The organism is Dorea phocaeensis, assembly GCF_900240315.1.
Lineage (GTDB): Bacteria > Bacillota > Clostridia > Lachnospirales > Lachnospiraceae > Dorea_B > Dorea_B phocaeensis.
The window spans coordinates 91904-110903 of sequence record NZ_OEPZ01000001.1 but is presented as its reverse complement, the minus strand read 5'-3'; the positions used below and the strand labels follow the sequence as shown (position 1 = coordinate 110903).

The 19000-nt window shown below is 42.9% G+C and carries 15 protein-coding genes and 1 pseudogene; 1 reads left to right on the top strand and 15 read right to left on the bottom strand.

Translation table 11 applies throughout. The features are described 5' to 3' along the window. Nucleotides 1-128 precede the first annotated feature (128 nt). Genes C0979_RS00480 through C0979_RS00455 form a run of 6 tightly spaced genes read right to left on the bottom strand, consistent with a single transcriptional unit; the run spans nt 129 to nt 9178 of the window. Nucleotides 129-1328, bottom strand: a complete 1200-nt coding sequence (locus tag C0979_RS00480) for an LL-diaminopimelate aminotransferase (protein ID WP_101694117.1) — start codon at nt 1326-1328, stop codon at nt 129-131. 29 nt (nt 1329-1357) lie between these two features. Next, nucleotides 1358-1906, bottom strand: a complete 549-nt coding sequence (locus C0979_RS00475; RefSeq protein WP_101694741.1) for an ANTAR domain-containing response regulator — start codon at nt 1904-1906, stop codon at nt 1358-1360. Between the two features lie 34 nt (nt 1907-1940). Further along, complete coding sequence (locus tag C0979_RS00470) at nt 1941-3236, bottom strand: glutamine synthetase family protein (RefSeq protein WP_101694116.1); 1296 nt, start codon at nt 3234-3236, stop codon at nt 1941-1943. A 49-nt stretch (nt 3237-3285) separates the two neighbouring features. Then, a complete protein-coding gene (locus C0979_RS00465; RefSeq protein WP_101694115.1) occupies nt 3286-4896 on the bottom strand; it encodes a CTP synthase in 1611 nt (536 codons plus the stop codon). Nucleotides 4897-4908: 12 nt separating this feature from the next. Then, nucleotides 4909-8109: a carbamoyl-phosphate synthase large subunit gene (gene carB / locus C0979_RS00460; RefSeq protein ID WP_101694114.1), complete on the bottom strand. Its 3201-nt coding sequence runs from the start codon at nt 8107-8109 to the stop codon at nt 4909-4911. Further along, nucleotides 8102-9178 carry a carbamoyl phosphate synthase small subunit gene (locus C0979_RS00455; protein WP_101694113.1) on the bottom strand — a complete coding sequence of 359 codons (1077 nt, stop codon included), beginning with the start codon at nt 9176-9178 and terminating at the stop codon, nt 8102-8104. Before C0979_RS00455 ends, carB begins: the two co-directional genes overlap by 8 nt. Before the next feature lie 130 nt (nt 9179-9308). Here C0979_RS00455 and C0979_RS00450 point away from each other — a divergent pair. Then, nucleotides 9309-9884: pseudogene (locus C0979_RS00450) on the top strand (IS1634 family transposase); the annotation flags it as partial. A gap of 162 nt (nt 9885-10046) precedes the next feature. On the opposite strand, the gene C0979_RS00445 reads toward C0979_RS00450, so the two are convergent. From C0979_RS00445 to C0979_RS00405, 9 genes are all read right to left on the bottom strand, one after another. Next, nucleotides 10047-10961, bottom strand: coding sequence for an AEC family transporter (locus C0979_RS00445; protein WP_101694112.1), 915 nt, complete (start codon nt 10959-10961; stop codon nt 10047-10049). A 61-nt stretch (nt 10962-11022) separates the two neighbouring features. Beyond that, a complete protein-coding gene (locus C0979_RS00440) occupies nt 11023-12360 on the bottom strand; it encodes a dicarboxylate/amino acid:cation symporter (protein WP_101694111.1) in 1338 nt (445 codons plus the stop codon). Between the two features lie 134 nt (nt 12361-12494). Then, entirely contained in the window at nt 12495-13250 is a 756-nt protein-coding gene (locus C0979_RS00435) for a LamB/YcsF family protein (RefSeq protein WP_022317958.1), read from the bottom strand. 14 nt (nt 13251-13264) lie between these two features. Continuing rightward, entirely contained in the window at nt 13265-14233 is a 969-nt protein-coding gene (locus C0979_RS00430) for a D-2-hydroxyacid dehydrogenase (RefSeq protein WP_101694110.1), read from the bottom strand. Between the two features lie 32 nt (nt 14234-14265). Then, on the bottom strand, nt 14266-15609 hold the full coding sequence (accC, locus tag C0979_RS00425) for an acetyl-CoA carboxylase biotin carboxylase subunit (RefSeq protein ID WP_101694109.1): 1344 nt from the start codon (nt 15607-15609) through the stop codon (nt 14266-14268). A gap of 15 nt (nt 15610-15624) precedes the next feature. Next, nucleotides 15625-16068, bottom strand: a complete 444-nt coding sequence (accB, locus tag C0979_RS00420) for an acetyl-CoA carboxylase biotin carboxyl carrier protein (RefSeq protein ID WP_101694108.1) — start codon at nt 16066-16068, stop codon at nt 15625-15627. Between the two features lie 14 nt (nt 16069-16082). Further along, nucleotides 16083-17039: a 5-oxoprolinase subunit C family protein gene (locus tag C0979_RS00415; RefSeq protein ID WP_101694107.1), complete on the bottom strand. Its 957-nt coding sequence runs from the start codon at nt 17037-17039 to the stop codon at nt 16083-16085. After that, nucleotides 17039-17767 carry a 5-oxoprolinase subunit B family protein gene (locus tag C0979_RS00410; protein WP_101694106.1) on the bottom strand — a complete coding sequence of 243 codons (729 nt, stop codon included), beginning with the start codon at nt 17765-17767 and terminating at the stop codon, nt 17039-17041. The genes C0979_RS00415 and C0979_RS00410 overlap by 1 nt, the downstream gene beginning before the upstream one ends. A gap of 150 nt (nt 17768-17917) precedes the next feature. Then, a complete protein-coding gene (locus tag C0979_RS00405) occupies nt 17918-18826 on the bottom strand; it encodes a LysR family transcriptional regulator (RefSeq protein ID WP_101694105.1) in 909 nt (302 codons plus the stop codon). Nucleotides 18827-19000 lie beyond the last annotated feature (174 nt).

The window sequence follows — 19000 nt, the reverse complement described above, 5'->3', positions numbered from 1 at the left end:
TATTCTTTAACCATCTATTGATGTCCTTTTAGGAATTTCTCCTATTTTGACCATTTGATGACATCAGTTTTTATTGTAAGTTAATAACAGGCAAAAGTAAATAACAGAAAATTGCGAAATATTTGCACCTATGCAAATAAACTTCGGAACCGGTTCATTGCCTCCACCGTCTTTTCATAAGTCCCGAAGGAAGTAAGCCGAAAATAATTTCGACCGTTTTCGCCGAATCCTGCTCCCGGTGTTCCCACTACCTGAATCTCTTGTAACAGATAGTCAAAGCACTCCCATGAATCCATCCCTCTTGGGCATTCAAACCATATATATGGGGAATGGATACCGCCGTAAAACGGGATATGAAGATCACGAAGGGTATCTGCGATCACTTTTGCATTCTTCTTATAGTAGGAAAGATTCTCTTCACATTCTTTTTGCCCTTCTTCACTGAATACTGCTGCCGCAGCCTTCTGCACAATATAGGACGTTCCGTTGTATTTTGTGCTCTGCCTGCGGTTCCACATGGCATTCAAAGACATCTCTTCTCCTGTCGAATCAGGAAATACAAGTTCCTCCGGCACAATCGTATATCCGCATCTTGTTCCGGTGAATCCCGCCGTCTTAGATAATGAACAAAACTCAATGGCACACTGCTTTGCCCCCTCAATCTCATAGATACTTCTCGGAAGTGACGGATCGGAAATAAATGCTTCGTATGCCGCGTCAAATAAAATAACTGCCTCATGCCTTCTGGCATAGTCCACCCAGATCTTTAACTGTTCTCGGTTGTAACATGCTCCTGTCGGATTATTGGGGGAACAGATATAAATGATATCGGCATGCTGATTCTCGTTTGGAAGCGGAAGAAAATCATTTTCTGCATTTCCGGAAATATACGTCACTTCATTTCCGCACATGATATTTGAATCCACATATACCGGATACACCGGATCGGGAATGAGAATGACATTTCCTTTGCCAAACAATTCTGTAATATTTCCCGTATCACTTTTGGCTCCATCTGAAATAAAAATATCTGCAAGATTTAGTTCAACACCATTTTTCTTATAATAATCTGCGATTGCCCTTCTCGTCTCTTCATAGCCCTGCTCCGGGCCATATCCTTTGAAAGTTTCCGCTCTCCCCATCTCATCAGCGCCTTCATGGAGCGCCTGTACAGCACAGTGACAAAGAGGTCTTGTAACATCTCCGATTCCAAGACGGATCAATGACTGATCCGAGTGCTTCTCCATATACGCGGCCGTGCGGTGCGCAATCTCGGCAAAAAGATAGCTGTCTTTTAATTTTCGATAATTTTCATTTAATTTTGGCATATTTATTCCTCACAATCTATTTTGGATTTCTATATTTCGTCAAACATCAACATCAAAACCTTCTGCGCCGTTTCCACCATATTCGTGCCATTGTCCATGCTTGATTTCTGTAAATAGCGGTAAGCCTCCTGCTCCGTAAGATGATTTCTCTCCATCAACAAGTATTTCGCATTGCGGATATAATTTTCCTCTTTTGCGCTTCGTTTTTTTATTACTTTCCTCTTCCGATAACGATGCTCAATCTGCCCAAGCACCATCTCCACCGTATTTAACAAATCGTATGCCTTCAAAGGTGTGGTAAGCGCAAGCGTCCCCGATCCGGCATCCGCAACCTTCTCCGGTGAACCAAGCAGCACTAGCTCATAGCTCTCCGGTAGATTCTCCATCAGTTCTACATAATACATGTCACTTAAATGATATCCACTCAGCACAATCCCGCACTCATACTGCCCTGCCATCTGTAACGCTGATGCCCCGGAAGAACAGGCAACCGCACTTTGGAATCCGTGGGTGAGTAAGATTCTTTTGATATTTTTGGCATTATCTAATTTCGGCAATACAATGATAATGACACTCATCCACGTTCCTCCTTCTTCTTCCTGCATCACTTGTTTAGATCAAATACAGATAGTTTTCAATCTCCCACTTTGTAATCTGGCTTTGGTACTTTGTCCACTCTTTTTCCTTGGCTCTTCGATAGGCATCTACATATACATCACCTAATACCTCTGCTACCAACGGTTCTTTTTTCATTTTATCCAGCGCTTCTCCGAGATTTCTCGGAAGTGTTCGGATTCCTCTGATATCTTTAGAAAATTCTTCCGGAGCTTTTAACTCTCTTTGTATTCCGTCAAGACCTGCTTCCAGGCAAAGCGCAAATACAAGATAAGGATTCGATGCCGCATCCGGACTTCGAAGTTCCATTGTCATAGATTGAAACTTTCTTTTTGCTACACGAAGAAGCGTATTTTTATGTTTCTTAGACCAGTCAACATTCGATGGTGCCGCGAATCCCGGAACAAGACGTTTGTAAGAATTGACCAATGGATTTAAGATAGCAGTGATTCCGTCAATATGCTCACAGATTCCGGCTAGGAAAGCTTCACCCTCCCGGCTCAGATTGCCATCCTCACCCTCAAATACATTTCGGCCATCCTTATACAGCTGCATATTCAAATGCATTCCTGAACCATTCATCTCTTGAAGCGGCTTGGGCATAAATGTGGCGTGAAGTCCGTAACGTTTTGCGATCGTCCGCACAACCATCTTAAATGTAGTCACCTTATCGGCTGCTGCAAGCGCATCTTCAAATGTAAAATCAATCTCATGCTGCGCAGAAGCGATCTCATGGTGGGAAGAATCGATCTCATACCCCATCTCTTCTAACGTAAGAATAATATCACGCCTTGTATTTTCGCCAAGATCAATCGGTGATGTATCTAAATATCCCGCTTTTTCATGCGTCAATGTTGTCGGCATTCCGTTTTCATCCGTATGAAATAAGAAAAATTCACATTCCGGGTTCACCTGAAATGTATACCCCATTGTGGCAGCATGTTCCACTGCACGCTTCAGGACACGCCTTGGACTCGCCTCATATTCAGAACCGTCTTCTCGGCATACATCACACAAAAATCTTGCCACTTTTCCATGCTGCGGTCTCCACGGAAGGATGGTGAACGTATCAAGATCCGGCTTTAAATACAGTTCTTCTTCTCCTTCCCGCGCAATCTCGTCTAAAGAAGCAAGATCAATGCTGTAACGATTTTCCATCACTTTCACAAGACGGCTTGACGGAACTGCAATATTTTTAATCATTCCAAACATATCGGTGAATTGTAGACGGATGAACTCCACGTCTTCTTCTTCTACTCTTCTTAAAATCTCAGCTTTATTATATCTCTCCATACAGACTTCTCCTTTGCTTTTTCAAATTACAGTAATAAATAATTAAATTTTAGCAATGCTCCTGCTGTCTGTCAAGAGATGCCCTGATCAGCCCATAAAACAACGGATGCGCTTTGTTGGGTCTTGATTTTAATTCCGGATGTCCCTGCGTTGCTATGAAATAAGGATGTCCGGGAAGTTCCATCATTTCCACGATCCGCTGATCCGGCGAGCATCCGCAGAGCCTCATTCCATGACTCGTCAATTCTTCTCTGTACTCATTATTTACTTCATACCGATGGCGATGACGTTCACTGATCACATCCGTTCCATAAAGACTCCGCGCAAGACTTCCTTCTTCCAGTACACAAGGATAAGCGCCCAGTCTTAAAGTCCCTCCCAGATCTGTCACCTGATTCTGCTCCGGCATAAGTGCAATAACCGGATGTGCAGTATCCGGATCAAGCTCCACACTATTTGCGTCTTCATAACCGATCACATGTCTTGTATACTCGATAATGGCTGCCTGCATGCCAAGACATATTCCAAGGAACGGAATCTTCTGTTCTCTTGCATATTGAATAGCCGCAATCTTTCCTTCGGTTCCCCTCGTTCCAAATCCGCCCGGAACTAAGATTCCATCCACTCCGGCAAGTAGCGGGCGCGCACCTTTTTCTTCCACTTCTTCTGCATCCACCCATCGGATCTTAACACTTGCTCTTGCTGCAATTCCGCCATGCTTTAACGCTTCCACTACACTTAGATAAGCATCGTGAAGCTGAATATATTTTCCTACGATTGCAATCTCTACTTTCCCTTTTGGATGCTTCAGGTTATATACCATCTCTTTCCATTCCTTAAGGTCCGGTTCCGGGCATTCCAGATGAAGCGATTCACAGACTACCTGTGCCAGATGTTCTTTCTCCATTGCAAGGGGAGCTTCATACAGATATTCCACATCCAGATTCTGAAGCACATGATTCTCAGGCACATTACAAAACAGTGCGATTTTCTTCTTTAATTCTTCCGGCAACGGATGTTCACTTCTGCACACTAAGACGTCCGGCCATAGTCCCATTGACTGAAGCTCCTTGACACTCTGCTGCGTAGGTTTACTTTTCAGTTCTCCTGATGCGCCAAGATACGGAATCAGTGTCACGTGGATAAGCACTGCATTTTCATGTCCTGCCTCATGCTGAAACTGACGAATTGCCTCCAGAAATGGCTGACTTTCAATGTCTCCCACTGTACCTCCGATTTCAATGATCACAATCCGGTTCTTTTCTTCTCCACCATGGAAAAAACGACTCTTAATTTCATTCGTAATGTGCGGAATCACCTGCACGGTGCCTCCGCCATAGTCTCCGCGACGTTCTTTCTGCAAGACCGACCAATAGATCTTCCCCGTGGTCACATTGGAATTTTTGTCCAGACATTCATCAATAAAACGCTCGTAATGCCCCAGATCAAGATCGGTCTCTGTACCATCATCCGTAACAAACACTTCTCCATGCTGTACCGGATTCATCGTTCCCGGGTCCACATTAATATACGGATCAAACTTCTGCATGGTCACCTGATATCCTCTCGCCTTCAGAAGTCTGCCAAGTGATGCCGCCGTAATTCCTTTTCCTAGACCGGAGACAACCCCTCCGGTCACAAATACATATTTTACTGCCATCTTTTTCCTCCTCTAAACATCTTTTGCGATATCTATCAGACTGAGCCGGTCTTTATCTCTGTACTGGAGACTGTCCGCTAACGCTCTTGCAGTATCAATGGCCGTCAGCACATTCACCCCGGTCTCAATCGCATTTCTTCGAATGACAAAGCCATCCTTTGCATGTTCAGCCCCTTCCTGCGGTGTGTCAATGATCAGATCGATCTCATGGTCAAGAATCAAATCAAGGATATTCGGAGATCCCTCCTCCATCTTCCCCACTTTCTGCGACATAACACCAGCCTCTTCAAGCGCCTGATATGTTCCTTTGGTAGCATAGATCTGGTAGCCAAGCCTTGAGAATCGTCTTCCAATCTCCACCGCCTCTTCTTTGTCCTGATCCCGTACAGAGAGAATCATTTTCTTATATTTCGGAAGCCTTACCCCCGCCCCAAGAAATGCTTTATAGAGCGCCTCTACAAAATCTCCTGCGATTCCGAGGCACTCCCCTGTCGATTTCATCTCCGGACCAAGGCTTATTTCAGCTCCCCGGATTTTTTCAAAGGAAAAGACCGGCATTTTTACCGCATAATATTTCCCGGCAGGTGCAAGCCCTGTTCCGTATCCAAGCTCTGATAACTTTGCTCCATTCATCACCTTTACCGCAAGTTCAATGATCGGGATTCCCGTCACTTTACTTATATACGGCACCGTCCTGCTGGAGCGCGGATTGACTTCAATTACATAGACACGTCCTTCACATACAATAAACTGAATATTGATAAGTCCCCGCACATGAAGTGCCCTTGCAAGTCTTCTTGTATAATCGGTGATCACAGCCTGAATATCCGTTGTAAGGCTTTTTGCCGGATAGACTGACACACTGTCTCCGGAATGAATACCTGCCCGCTCAATGTGCTCCATGATTCCGGGAATGAGAATCTCCTCCCCATCGCAGACTGCATCCACTTCTACCTCTTTCCCTTGAAGATATTTGTCCACCAGAATCGGATGCTCCTGCGCGATCTGATTAATGATTCCCATAAACTCTTCAATATCCTGATCATTCACTGCGATCTGCATCCCTTGTCCGCCCAGAACATAGGACGGTCGCACAAGCACCGGATAGCCGAGTTCCTGCGCTGCCTCCTTGGCTTCCTTCGAAGTATATACGGTTTTCCCTTTTGGTCTGGGGATTTCACACTCCTCCAGAATCTCATCAAAGAGTTCCCTGTCTTCTGCCGCATCTACATCCTTCTGCGCAGTTCCGAGAATCGGAACTCCCATCTCCATCAAATCCTTCGCAAGTTTGATCGCTGTCTGACCTCCAAACTGTACCACCGCGCCATCAGGATGTTCCAATTCCACAATTCCGCGCACGTCCTCGGCAGTCAGAGGTTCAAAATACAGTTTATCTGCAATATCAAAATCTGTGCTTACCGTCTCCGGATTATTGTTGACAATGATTGTCTCATATCCTTCCTTTTTAAATGCCCACGCAGAATGGACGCTGCAGAAATCAAATTCAATACCCTGTCCGATTCGGATTGGTCCGGAGCCAAGAATCAATACCTTTTTTCGTCCTGTCGAAATCTCCGCCTCATTTTCGCTTCCGTATACGGAATAATAATATGGTGTCTCCGCATCAAATTCCGCAGCACACGTATCAACAATCTGATACGCCGGACGGATTCCATAAGCACATCGCATCTGTCTTACTTCTTCCTCGGTAAGCTTTGTCAGTTTTGCAATGACACTGTCCGGGAATTCCATTTTCTTAGCTTCCAACAGTACTTCTCTGGTCAACGGCTCTCTGGCAAGCTTCGTCTCCATCTCCACAAGTTTCCCGATCCTAGATAAAAACCAGTTATCAATCCTTGTAATCTCGTGGATGGTTTCCATGTCTATCCCCCGTCGAAACGCTTCTGCAATCTTGTAAATTCTCCTGTCATCCACTTCTTTTATCTTCTCGATCAGCTCTTCCCTGCTGATCTTCGAATAATCATAAGAGAGAAGACTGTCCACGTGCTGTTCCAGTGACCGCAGAGCCTTCATCAATGCGCCTTCAAAGTTCTGACAGATACTCATCACCTCTCCGGTCGCTTTCATCTGAGTTGTCAAACGATGCTTGGCTGTAAGGAATTTATCGAAGGGAAGTCTCGGGATCTTTACAACACAATAATCTAAGACCGGTTCAAAGCTTGCGTAGGTTTTTCCTGTCACTTCATTAAAAATCTCGTCCAATTGATATCCCAGCGCTATTTTTGCCGCTACTCTTGCAATTGGATATCCCGTTGCCTTCGAGGCAAGCGCTGACGATCTGCTCACTCTCGGATTAACCTCGATCACACAATATTCATAAGATTCCGGGTGTAAGGCAAACTGTACATTACACCCTCCAGTGATCTGAAGCTCCCGGATAATCTTAATCGCAGATGTACGCAACATCTGGTATTCTTTATCACTTAACGTCTGAGAAGGCGCTGTCACAATACTGTCTCCGGTATGAACCCCGACCGGATCTACATTCTCCATATTGCATACCGTGATACAGGTATCATTCCCGTCCCGTATCACTTCATACTCTATTTCCTTCCAGCCGGCAATACAGCGCTCAACCAGCACCTGATGCGTTCTGGATAGGCGAAGTCCGTTTCCGAGAATTTCCTCACATTCCTTCTCATCCTGAGCGATTCCTCCGCCGCTTCCACCCAGCGTGTATGCCGGCCTTAAAACGACCGGATAACCGATCTCTTTTGCAAATGCCAGACCATCTTCCACGGACTCGACTACGAGAGACGGGGCACACGGTTCGCCGATCTTCTCCATTGTCTTCTTAAATTCCAGACGATCCTCCGCCTTTTTAATCGTCTCCGCAGTCGTACCGATCAAACGAACATGATGTTCTTTTAGAAACCCACTTTCCTCCAATTCCATGGCAAGATTAAGTCCTGCCTGACCGCCCAGTGTAGGAAGCACACTATCCGGCTGCTCCTTGATGATCAGCCGCTTGGCAGTCTCTACTGTCAGAGGCTCAATATACACATGATCCGCAATCTCTTTATCTGTCATAATCGTCGCCGGATTCGAATTCAGAAGTACCACTTGTACGCCTTCTTCTTTCAGGGAACGACATGCCTGTGTTCCGGCATAATCAAACTCTGCCGCCTGACCGATCACGATCGGACCGGAACCGATTACCAGCACTTTTCTGATCGTTTTATTTCTAGGCATAACTATCCTCCTTCACCATTTCTATAAACTTATCAAAGAGCCACGCTGTATCCTGAGGCCCGGGGTTTGCTTCCGGATGAAACTGTACCGTCATAATCTTTTTGTTTTTATAGCGAAGTCCCTCGTTCGTTCCATCATTGACATTGACAAACAATTCTTCTGCTATTCCCGGTTCCATGCTGCCGGCATCCACAGCATAACCGTGATTTTGAGAAGAGATATAGACTTTCCCATCTGTCAGATCTTTCACCGGATGGTTTCCACCTCGATGTCCATAAGTCAATTTATATGTTTTCGCCCCATTGGCAAGCGCCATCAACTGATGACCAAGACAAATAGCAAAAATCGGAATGTCCCTCTCATATAACTTGCGGATCTGTGAAATAATCTCCATACAGGTGGAAGGATCGCCGGGACCGTTCGATAACATGATGCCATCCGGATTGGCTCGCAAGATTGTTTCCGCAGAGGTATCTGCCGGATATACCGTCACCTCACACCCTCTTCTATTCAGGGAAGCTGCAATATTCGCCTTCGCTCCCAGATCAAGGAGTGCAATCCTTGGACCATCTCCCTTTAACACATAGCTCTCTTTGCAGGAAGTCTCTCTGACAACATTTCCCATCTTGTAAGTATGAAGTTTCATGATCACATCACTCATGCAATAATCCACATCTGTAGTGATCATCCCGTTCATGGTTCCTTTTTTTCTGAGAAGTCTGGTAAGCGCTCTTGTATCTATTCCCGTAATGCCTGTAATTCCTTCTTCTGCAAGCAGATCATCAAGCTTCCCCTCACACCGGAAATTACTTGGCATATCTTCCATTTCTCGTACAATCAGCCCACCTGCCCAGATATGAGCAGACTCCCGATCCGGTGTCACCCCGTAGTTTCCGATCAGCGGATACGTCAGCACCACCATCTGCCCCGCATAGGAAGGATCTGTCAGCACCTCCAGATATCCCGTCATAGACGTATTAAACACAACCTCGCTTACCGCTTCCTTTTTTGCACCAATCTGCGTTCCTTCAAATACAGTGCCATCCTCTAATATAAGAAATGCTTTCATGAATGAGTCCTCCTAAACCTAAAAAAAGGAGTCAGAAACCCTACGGTTCCTGACCCCTTTGTCAGCATTTAATCATTACTATTATGGTACTTTCCCGAGTGTTTGTCAAATCTTTTTTTAATATTTACCGATACAATCTTCAGATAAAACCAGAAAAGGAAAAGGTTCAAATGATCCAGCTCGTTTCATTCAAAGAACAGCTGTCACAGAAGATGGTGAAATAGCTCAAAAAAGTATTTATCAATTAGATGAAGCTAAAATCCTAGAAGAGTCTATGTATGATGGTTTTTATGCAGTGGTTACAAATCTTGAGGGAGATATCAGGGAGCTTATCAATATCAACAAACAACGATGGGAAATCGAAGAAAACTTCAGAATCATGAAGTCAGAATTCGAGGCGAGACCTGTATTTGTCAGACGCGGAGATCGCATCAAAGCTCATTTCCTGACCTGCTTCATTAGCCTATTAGTTTATCGATTATTAGAAAAGAAACTTGGAGAAGAGTTTACCTGCAGTCAGATTTTAGAAACATTAAGAACTATGAATGTTACACTTTTATCCAAAGACAGTGGCTACATTCCTTCTTACAAACGTACAAAGATAACAGACAAACTACATAATTCCTTTGGGTTCCGTACGGATTATGAATTCATACGCAAATCTACTATGAGGACGATTATAAAAGAAACAAAACAGAACAAATAGAAAAATAGCACATATCGTTGCAAACAAGAAAACGGCTACACCGCCCATATTTACGGGGCTTGTAGCCGCATTTTCATTTTTCAACTGTCAAAGATGGGATTTTAGCACAAGAATAGAAAATCGTGCAAATTATATTCTGTGAAGAATACGAATTCTTCCAATTTATAACATAAGACATATTACCGGTAATGTCACGATTGACAAAAGAGTCGATACAAAAATCGAGCGTGAAGCTGTTTCTCCATTATAATTATATTTATCTGCAAGAATTGCTGTTGTTGCTGCCATCGGCATCGCACTTAACAAAACAGCAACATTTCCCAGTACCAGATCTATACCAAGAAGACGGACTGCACCAAAGACAATTGCCGGAAATACAATCAGGCGAATCAAACAGTAATACAAAATAGACGGATCCAGAAAATCGCTCCATTTTGAATTTGCGAACATTGCTCCCACAGTGATCATGGACAGTGGTGTCGTACATTTGCTCAAGCCAGCAATTGTATTTCCCAGAAACGATGGCAGCGGAACAGATGCTATCATCAAAAAAGCTCCTATAACTATCGCAATAATACACGGATGTTTTATCAGCTTTTGAAAAGATTCTTTTTTATCCACATTCGTAAATAAAGAAAGCCCGGCAGTCCACATCATAATACGGATCGGAATTTGAAAAAATGATGTATAAAGCACACCAAGATTCCCATATAATTCCCCTACAACCGGAATTCCAATAAAACTGGAATTTGAAACAATCAAACCGTATTTGAAAATATTTTTCTTATCTCTTGAGACAGGCGCAAAAAATAACATACTCAAATATAGCGCCGCCACCTGTATCCCAAAAGAAATCCCCAACGCAATCAAACAATGGCGGAGAAGATTTTCAGATACATTCCATTCACCGAGGAAAGACTCTATAATATTACACGGCAGGATTAAATTCACCGTCAAGTTCGACAATGTCTTCCGGCCGGACTCTGAAATAATATTTCTTTTTCTAAATAGAACTCCCACAGCCATTAACAGAAATAACATCATCTGTAACTGAAACATTTTCGCAAAGTTATCCACGTTACCCCCTCCAAAGTAAATCAATTCGGGACGGGCTTTTTGAAAACCCGTCCCGAATTAATTATCCATTATATTTTTCTTTATCTAATTCTTTTTCTTTTGCGTTTACGATTACGTTTACTGCTGCGTCTCCGATAACATTCAAAGGAAGTAATGCCATCTCAACCGGACGGTTGATTGCTACAACCAGTGCATAACCGATTAAGCATGCTTCTGTGGTCCATCCCATTCCAGATAAAACGGTAAAGATCATCGTTGTTCCGGCAATCGGAATTGCTGGAGTTCCTGCTGCCGCACAGATTGATAAGAATGCCATAACAATCATGTTGGCAGGTGTTACATTAATTCCTGCAGCTGTTGCAATGAATGTCACTGCAAACATGTGCATAACCGTTGTTCCATTCATATTGATTGTCATTCCTGTAGGAAGTACAAAGCTTGTAATTTCTTCACTACATCCCAGTTCATCAATACAGGTTCTTGTATTCAATGGAAGACAAGCTGCAGATGAGTTTGTTGAAAATCCGAACACTCCCACTTTCGCTATCTTCTTTAAGAATTTCACCGGATTCTCTCTCGTTGTAATCCAAATTCCAAGTGGATATAATGTTACAACCAACAAGAATAATGTAAGCATTGCAAAGATGACATATGCTGCAGCCGGAGCAAGATATTCCACACCATAGATCGCAAAAGTTCTGGAAATCAAACAGAAAATTGCAACCGGTCCTACTTTGTTGATCAGGAATGTCAAATACATCTGAATTACTTCGTTTGCGCTTTCCAATACTTTCTTCAATGGATCTGCTTTTTCTCCAAGCTGGTTCATGCACAGACCAATAATAATCGCAACTACGACAACTGCCAAAATACTGTTATTTGTACTGAATGCTTCCGTTATGTTGCTCGGTACCGCATTGACAATTGTTGCCAGTGGATTGAATGCGTCAATGGTTGCCGCCTCACTTACCGCTTCACTTGGAAGTGTAACATTAAAGAAGCCTAGTGATTTTATAATATAAGCAATCACACATCCGAAAAATGCTCCAAATACATAAAATCCAAAAAATCCAAGCAGCGTCTTTCCTGCAATACGACCAAGTTTTGTTGAATTAGAAATGCTGCACATTGCAAGACTTAAAGACACCAATACCAGCGGTACGATTGCAAGCTGCAGGCCTCTCATAAAGATCTGACCGACAATATAGAAGATTCCGACAGCGCCAACACCTTCTTCTACTGTAATATCCTGAAACAAAATTTTATTAATTACATTCCATGTACTTTCTGAAACTACATTTTCTCTGATCAGCAAAAAAGCAATACCTACGATTAAGCCACCAATCAGAGCAATCATCATCTTTTTTACTACTGACATTTGTTCTTTTTGCTTTGCCATTTTCTCTTCACTCCTTGTTTCACTCCTTGTTTTTCTCCTATTTTAGGGTACAAAAATAGCGCCAAAACAAATCAATGACTGTTTCCTTACTTTTTTGTATTCAAATTCATGATTCATCCGGCGCTTTCCTATACTTACATAGGTTTAATCTCAATTCCTTCTTTTTCAAATGTCTCCCGAATCCTTCTTGCAAATGCAATTGCCTTCGGTCCATCGCCATGAACACAGAGCGTATCGCCTTTAATGTCAATGTCTTTACCATTAATTGACGTAACCTTTCCTTCTTTAATCATCCGCACACAACGGCTGATTGCTACATCTTCATCTGTGATCATAGAGCCTTCCATCTTTCTTGGAACCAGTGATAAATCATCCATATACGCACGATCCGCAAAAATTTCTGCCGCTGTTCTAAGTCCCATATCTTCTGCAATCTTGCCAAGTACAGCTCCTGCACAGTAATAGATGATCAAGTCTTTGTCTACTTCATATACCGCTTCGCAGATTGCTCTGGAAATCTCTTCGTCATACTGACATTGATTCCCCATAGCTCCATGCGGCGCCACATGATGCAGTTTCATTCCATAACTCTGTGTAAATGCAGACAACGCTCCAATCTGATATTTTACATAATTCTTTACTTCTTGAAAGGATAAGACCATCTTTCTTCTTCCAAAGCCCATCAGATCCGGATAGCCGGGATGTGCTCCGACTACAACGCCTCTTTCACTTGCCATTCGTACCACTTTATCCATCACCATTGGATCACCTGCATGCCATCCACATGCTACATTAGCTGCCGTAATCTGCTGAAGGATTGCTTCATCATCTCCCAGCTTATACGCACCGAAGCTTTCTCCAATATCACTGTTTAAATCGATTGAATACATGTTTTTCCTCCTTTCTATTTATTTACTATGTTCTGTGGGTTTCCCTCAACATAAGCTTTTAAATTATCTACCGCAATATCCATCAATCTCTGACGAGACTCCTTTGGTGCCCATGAAATATGCGGTGTAATCAGACAGTTCTTGGCTGTGAGTAGCGGATTATCATGCTTGATTGGCTCTGTTGAAACAACATCCAAGCCTGCCGCAGCTACTTTTCCGCTATTCAATGCATCTGCCAGATCCTGTTCCTCGATCAATGGACCTCTTGAATTATTTAAAATAATAACTCCATCTTTCATTTTGGCAATTGTATTTTTGTTGATGATCTTCTCTGTGTCCGGGAACAGAGGGCAGTGAAGTGCAATAACATCAGACTGACTCAATACTTCATCCAGGTCAGCGTACTGACAAGTTTCACATTCCAATGCCGGATTTCTGTATGAATCATATGCAAGAACCTTCATACCAAGTGCCTGCGCAATCTTTCCGGTAGACTGACCGATTCTTCCGTAACCGATAATTCCCATTGTCTTTCCATCTAATTCGATCAACGGATAATCCCAGAAACACCAATCTGGATTTGCTTCCCATGCGCCTTCATGAACCACTTTGCTGTGATGTCCAATGTGATGACAGATTTCTAATAACAACGCGATTGCAAACTGACCTACCGCTGCTGTTCCATAAGTTGGAATGTTTGCTACCGGAATTCCTTTTTCCTTTGCAGTTGCAATATCAACTACGTTATATCCGGTTGCAAGCACACCGACAAATTTAATGTTGGTACATTTTTCAAATACTTCTCTTGGAAGCGGCGTCTTGTTAGTGTATACGATTTCTGCATCTCCGATTCTGTCGATGGTCTCCTGTACATCCGTCAGAGAAGTACGATCATATACTACGCACTCTCCCAATGCTTCTAAACCTTCCCATGAAATATCTCCCGGGTTTAATGTGTAACCGTCCAAAACAACTATCTTCATTTTCATTCTCCTCCATATTTTAAAATTTTTTATTATAGTTCATAGTGTATAGATATAAAATCCGTTGTAAAATTACCTTCTTGAAAATCCTTCTGGTGCAGGATATCATATTGAAATTCAAGATTCGTTTCGACTCCTTCGATTTCCATCTCATCCAGCGCTCTTATCATTTTACGGATCGCGGTTTTGCGATCTCTGTCATAAGTGATTACTTTCACTAGCATAGAATCGTAATTCGGCGGAATTTGATATCCTTCATAAATTGCTGTATCAATACGCACTCCGTTTCCGCCCGGAAGATGCAGATGTGTGATCGTTCCCGGACACGGAAGGAATCCACGTATCGGATCTTCCGCATTAATTCTGCACTCAATTGCATGTCCTCGGAAAAGGATGTCCTCCTGCGCCACGCTTAACGCCTCTCCTGCTGCCACCAGAATCTGTTCCCGAATAAGATCAACGCCGGAAATCAACTCACTCACCGGATGCTCTACCTGTATCCTCGTGTTCATTTCCATGAAAAAGAATTCTCCACTGTCATCTAACAGAAATTCTATGGTACCGGCACTTTCGTAGTTCACTGCTTTTGCCGCCTGTACCGCGGTTGAGCGTATCTTCTTTCTTATCTCGTCTGTCAAAGCCGGAGATGGCGATTCCTCAATCATTTTCTGATGTCGTCTCTGAATAGAACAATCTCTTTCTCCCAACTGAATGACTTGTCCATATTTATCTGCCATAATCTGAACTTCTACGTGTCTGGGATTCTGTACATAGCGTTCCAAATACATGGAATCGTCAGCAAAGGCACGTATTGATTCCTGCTGCGCCGCCTGAAAGCTGACTGCAAATTCCTCCCGGCTCCTTGCAATCCGCATGCCTTTTCCGCCTCCGCCTGAAGATGCTTTGATCATTACCGGATATCCAATACGCTCTGCTTCTCTTTTCGCTTCTTCCAGATTGTAAACCGGTTCCTCTGTCCCCGGGACAACCGGCACGCCTGCCTGCCTCATTGCTTTTTTAGCCTCAGATTTATTTCCCATCCTGCTGATCAATTCTGAAGATGGCCCGATAAATGTAATATGATGCTGTTCGCACATTTGTACAAACTCCGCATTTTCTGACAAAAATCCAAATCCCGGATGGATCGCTTCCGCCCCCACAGCTATTGCCGCACTGATTATGCGTTCCATATTTAAATAACTGTCCGACGCTTCCGCTTTCCCGATACAGACCGCTTCATCTGCCAGTCCCACATGCACGGCGTTTCTATCTGCCTGCGAGTATACCGCCACAGTCCGGATGCCCATTTCCCGACATGCACGTATAATCCTGACTGCGATCTCCCCGCGATTTGCGATCAAGATCCTTTTAAACATCTCTCACCATATCCTTTACACTTCCATCACAAACATTGGCTGATCATACTCGACGAGCATTCCGTCATCCACAAGTATCTCTGTAATTTTTCCGGAAATATCGGCTTCCAAAGGATTGATCAGCTTCATTGCCTCCACAGCTCCTATGATCTGTCCCTTTTCCACCTGATTACCCACCTGCACGTAAGGTGTTTCCGTCTCTCCTTCATATGCATGAAAGATTCCTACCATCGGAGAAGTAATCACATGCTCCTTCGATCTTTCTATCTCCTTTTTCGACTCTTTTGGCTCATCTGCCGGATTTTCCAAAGAAGTGTTTTCTATTGCTTTCACAACATTTTCGTTACTTTTACTTTCTTTTTTCAGTTTCAACCGGAAGTCTCTGTCTTCCAGCTCAAACTCGATCAAATTTGAGTCGTTTACTTCACGGAGCAATTCTATCATTTTTTCATATTCCATATTTGCCTCCGTTCTTAGCTTCTCTGCCCCAGTTCTTTCTCTAGTTTGTGTAATTTCTGCAATTGCCTAATGTATAATTTCTGTGCAAGTTCAATTCCTACATGAATAAATCTGACACGATATCCCGGCACACTCTGCGCCAGTTTCGGAAGATCGACAGAAATTACCGTTCCAATCTTTGTATATCCACCAGTACTTTGCCGGTCTGCCAACATAATGATCGGCTGACCATTGGTAGGAACTTGTATTGATCCAAACGCAATACCGTCACTGATAATATTTCCATCACCGAGATGATGTATTGGCTCCTCTCGTTTCAGTCTGCATCCCATACGGTCAAATTCATTTGTAATCTCCGCTCCGTACCAGAAGAACTTTCGAAGTTCTTCTTCTGAAAATTCATAGTCCTGAGGACCTGTAACTACTCGGAGTGTAATTTCTTTTGTCAGAAATACTTCCTGCGGGATTTTACGTTTCTCCATATTCGGAAGCTCTGTCTTTGGGTGAACAAATCCGATCCGATCACCTTTCTCCAGTTTTCTTCCTTCGTATCCTCCCATGTGATTTCGCATGAGCGTCGATTTACTTCCCATGATCAGAGGAATGTCAAGCCCGCCTGCAAATGCAAGATATGCTCTGCATCCATTTCCCGATGCCATTCCAAATGCCAGTCTGTCTCCCGCATGTACTAACACCGCCTGATACATGGGAATCGCTTCACCATTTACCATCGGGGCAAGGTCTCCGCCTGTCACTGCAATAATATTATCTTCTTCAAACAACAGTGTCACTCCGGAAAATGTCATTTCCAGCAATCCTTCTCCCCGTTTGTTGCCGACAAGAATATTTGCCAGATAAAAAGATCTCGTATCCATAGGCCCTGCCGGAGATACTCCAAACTGCTGATAACCGAATCTTCCCTCATCCTGGACCGTTGTCAATAGTCCCGGATTCTCAACAACAATTCCCATTATTCCACCGCCTTTTCATAAGTTTTCACATGATAATTGCCTCTTAAATCAGCTTCTCTTATCTTGTCATATTCTCTTCTGCTTACAGGGATAAATTTTACCCACTCACCCGCATGTACCAGAAAAGGATCTTTCTTTGTATAATCGCAGATTGTAAGCGGTGTCGTTCCGATAATATTCCATCCGCATGGCTGGTCAAACGGAATCAAATTTGAGAGATTCTCCTGCACTACGATAGAACGTGCAGATATATGTACTCTTGGTGTTGGTCTTCTCTTAAAATGAAATGGCTCCTCAAATCTTGCCATATAAGCATGCCCCGGTGCAAATCCAAGCATATATGCATAATATTCATGGCCGGAATGCATTTTTATCACATCTTCTGTCGAGAGATTTTCAAGCGCTGCACATTCTTCCAGATCCATTCCCAATTCCCCTTCGTAGCAGATCGGGATCTCTTTGATGATCTTTTTTGTATCTTCTACCTGTTCCATGCCGCAGGTTCTCTTCATAACTTCTTCTTTTAACTGTTCAAAACTAATTTTATCCGGTCTGTAATGAATCATTAAAGAAGCATATGTCGGAACCATCTCTGTAACTCCATGGATTGGATGTTTTTCCAGTTCCTCCTGCAGCATACGAACCTGTCTGTTTACCTCCAGACTGATCACATTTCCCATTTGAATGGATACAGCGCAGTCACCTGCTATCAGAAACTTTACTTCCATCTTCGTTCTCCTTTCATCTGCATGGCAAATCCATATCCATTTGTTGATTTTTACTTCGTTTCTTTATCTGCCCTCAGTATAGCACAGCAACTTTACTAAAAAAAATAAATTATTTGTCTATAATATATTAACTTTTTTAATATTTCTCTCTTACTTAACAAATCCCCAATTTTTATCCTGTAAATACGATTCCATTTTTTCTTCAAAAATGCGGACTGCTTTCATTGTTGCTTCTTTTGGGTACTTATGCTGAATTTTATATGTAACACGTTCCGGCGGCTGAATGTGGTTCGCAATCTCACTTACGTAAACCGGGCGCAGTGCCTGAATCCGCTCTACCACGGAGATTGGGGCAATAAACCACCGCTTATCATCTGAAATCAAATGAAGCAATAGCTCAAAGGTATCCACCTCTATCCTTGGACGTTTCCCCTTTCCTACCCACTGGTCATGCCAGATTTGATAGTTTGCTTCCCAGCTTAAGAACACTTCCTCTTCCGGATCCAATTCATCTGTATGCAGAATCTCTTTGCGAAGAGATGTCTCGCCGCTCTGCACAATATACATCTTTTCTCTCAGCACCGGCTCCGCTGTTATATTTTTGAAATGAAGGTGATGATATACAAAGCCAAGGTCAATCTCATGATTTTCCACCTGCTCATAGATTTCCTGCGAATAATGAGTTTTAATCTTTAAACTTAAAACCGGGTCTTCTTCCCGCAGAATTTTTCTGTACAGATTGAAAAAAATCGCTGTGTTCAACGTATCCGTACACCCGATACTTAAATATAATTTTTCCTGTCCATGCTGCAACAGCTGCATTTCCTGCCAAAGAGAAAGCCAGCGTTCTGCAATCGGTATGAATTCTTCTCCCTGGGTGGTGAGTTCAATCTGCTTGTACCCTTTCTTTCGATTCAAAAGCTTTACATTCAACTCATCCTCCAGCAGTTTCAATCTGTGACTGACTGTCGGCTGGGACAAAAATAAATTTTCTGCGGTTTTTGTAATATTCTTCGTTTTTACGATCATCAAAAAAGTCTCAATCTCTGCCTGATTCATTTTCTTTCCTCCTTATAACCCTTTTTATTCCACTAATCCATTCAAATATAAATTTTGTTAATATTATACCGCATAATTATTCATTTCACAAAGTATTCTTTACTCTTTACTATCTCTAAAATACTTTGTTATTTTTTCGGTTCTTTGATATAATTTGAGATAATAAATATTAAT

Excerpts from the sequence above, each read along its gene's own strand:
- C0979_RS00480 (WP_101694117.1), bottom strand. The coding sequence starts at position 1,328 with ATGCCAAAATTAAATGAAAATTATCGAAAATTAAAAGACAGCTATCTT.
- C0979_RS00475 (WP_101694741.1), bottom strand. The coding sequence starts at position 1,906 with ATGAGTGTCATTATCATTGTATTGCCGAAATTAGATAATGCCAAAAAT.
- C0979_RS00470 (WP_101694116.1), bottom strand. The coding sequence starts at position 3,236 with ATGGAGAGATATAATAAAGCTGAGATTTTAAGAAGAGTAGAAGAAGAA.
- C0979_RS00465 (WP_101694115.1), bottom strand. The coding sequence starts at position 4,896 with ATGGCAGTAAAATATGTATTTGTGACCGGAGGGGTTGTCTCCGGTCTA.
- carB (WP_101694114.1), bottom strand. The coding sequence starts at position 8,109 with ATGCCTAGAAATAAAACGATCAGAAAAGTGCTGGTAATCGGTTCCGGT.
- C0979_RS00455 (WP_101694113.1), bottom strand. The coding sequence starts at position 9,178 with ATGAAAGCATTTCTTATATTAGAGGATGGCACTGTATTTGAAGGAACG.
- C0979_RS00440 (WP_101694111.1), bottom strand. The coding sequence starts at position 12,360 with ATGGCAAAGCAAAAAGAACAAATGTCAGTAGTAAAAAAGATGATGATT.
- C0979_RS00435 (WP_022317958.1), bottom strand. The coding sequence starts at position 13,250 with ATGTATTCAATCGATTTAAACAGTGATATTGGAGAAAGCTTCGGTGCG.
- C0979_RS00430 (WP_101694110.1), bottom strand. The coding sequence starts at position 14,233 with ATGAAGATAGTTGTTTTGGACGGTTACACATTAAACCCGGGAGATATT.
- accC (WP_101694109.1), bottom strand. The coding sequence starts at position 15,609 with ATGTTTAAAAGGATCTTGATCGCAAATCGCGGGGAGATCGCAGTCAGG.
- accB (WP_101694108.1), bottom strand. The coding sequence starts at position 16,068 with ATGGAATATGAAAAAATGATAGAATTGCTCCGTGAAGTAAACGACTCA.
- C0979_RS00415 (WP_101694107.1), bottom strand. The coding sequence starts at position 17,039 with ATGGGAATTGTTGTTGAGAATCCGGGACTATTGACAACGGTCCAGGAT.
- C0979_RS00410 (WP_101694106.1), bottom strand. The coding sequence starts at position 17,767 with ATGGAAGTAAAGTTTCTGATAGCAGGTGACTGCGCTGTATCCATTCAA.
- C0979_RS00405 (WP_101694105.1), bottom strand. The coding sequence starts at position 18,826 with ATGAATCAGGCAGAGATTGAGACTTTTTTGATGATCGTAAAAACGAAG.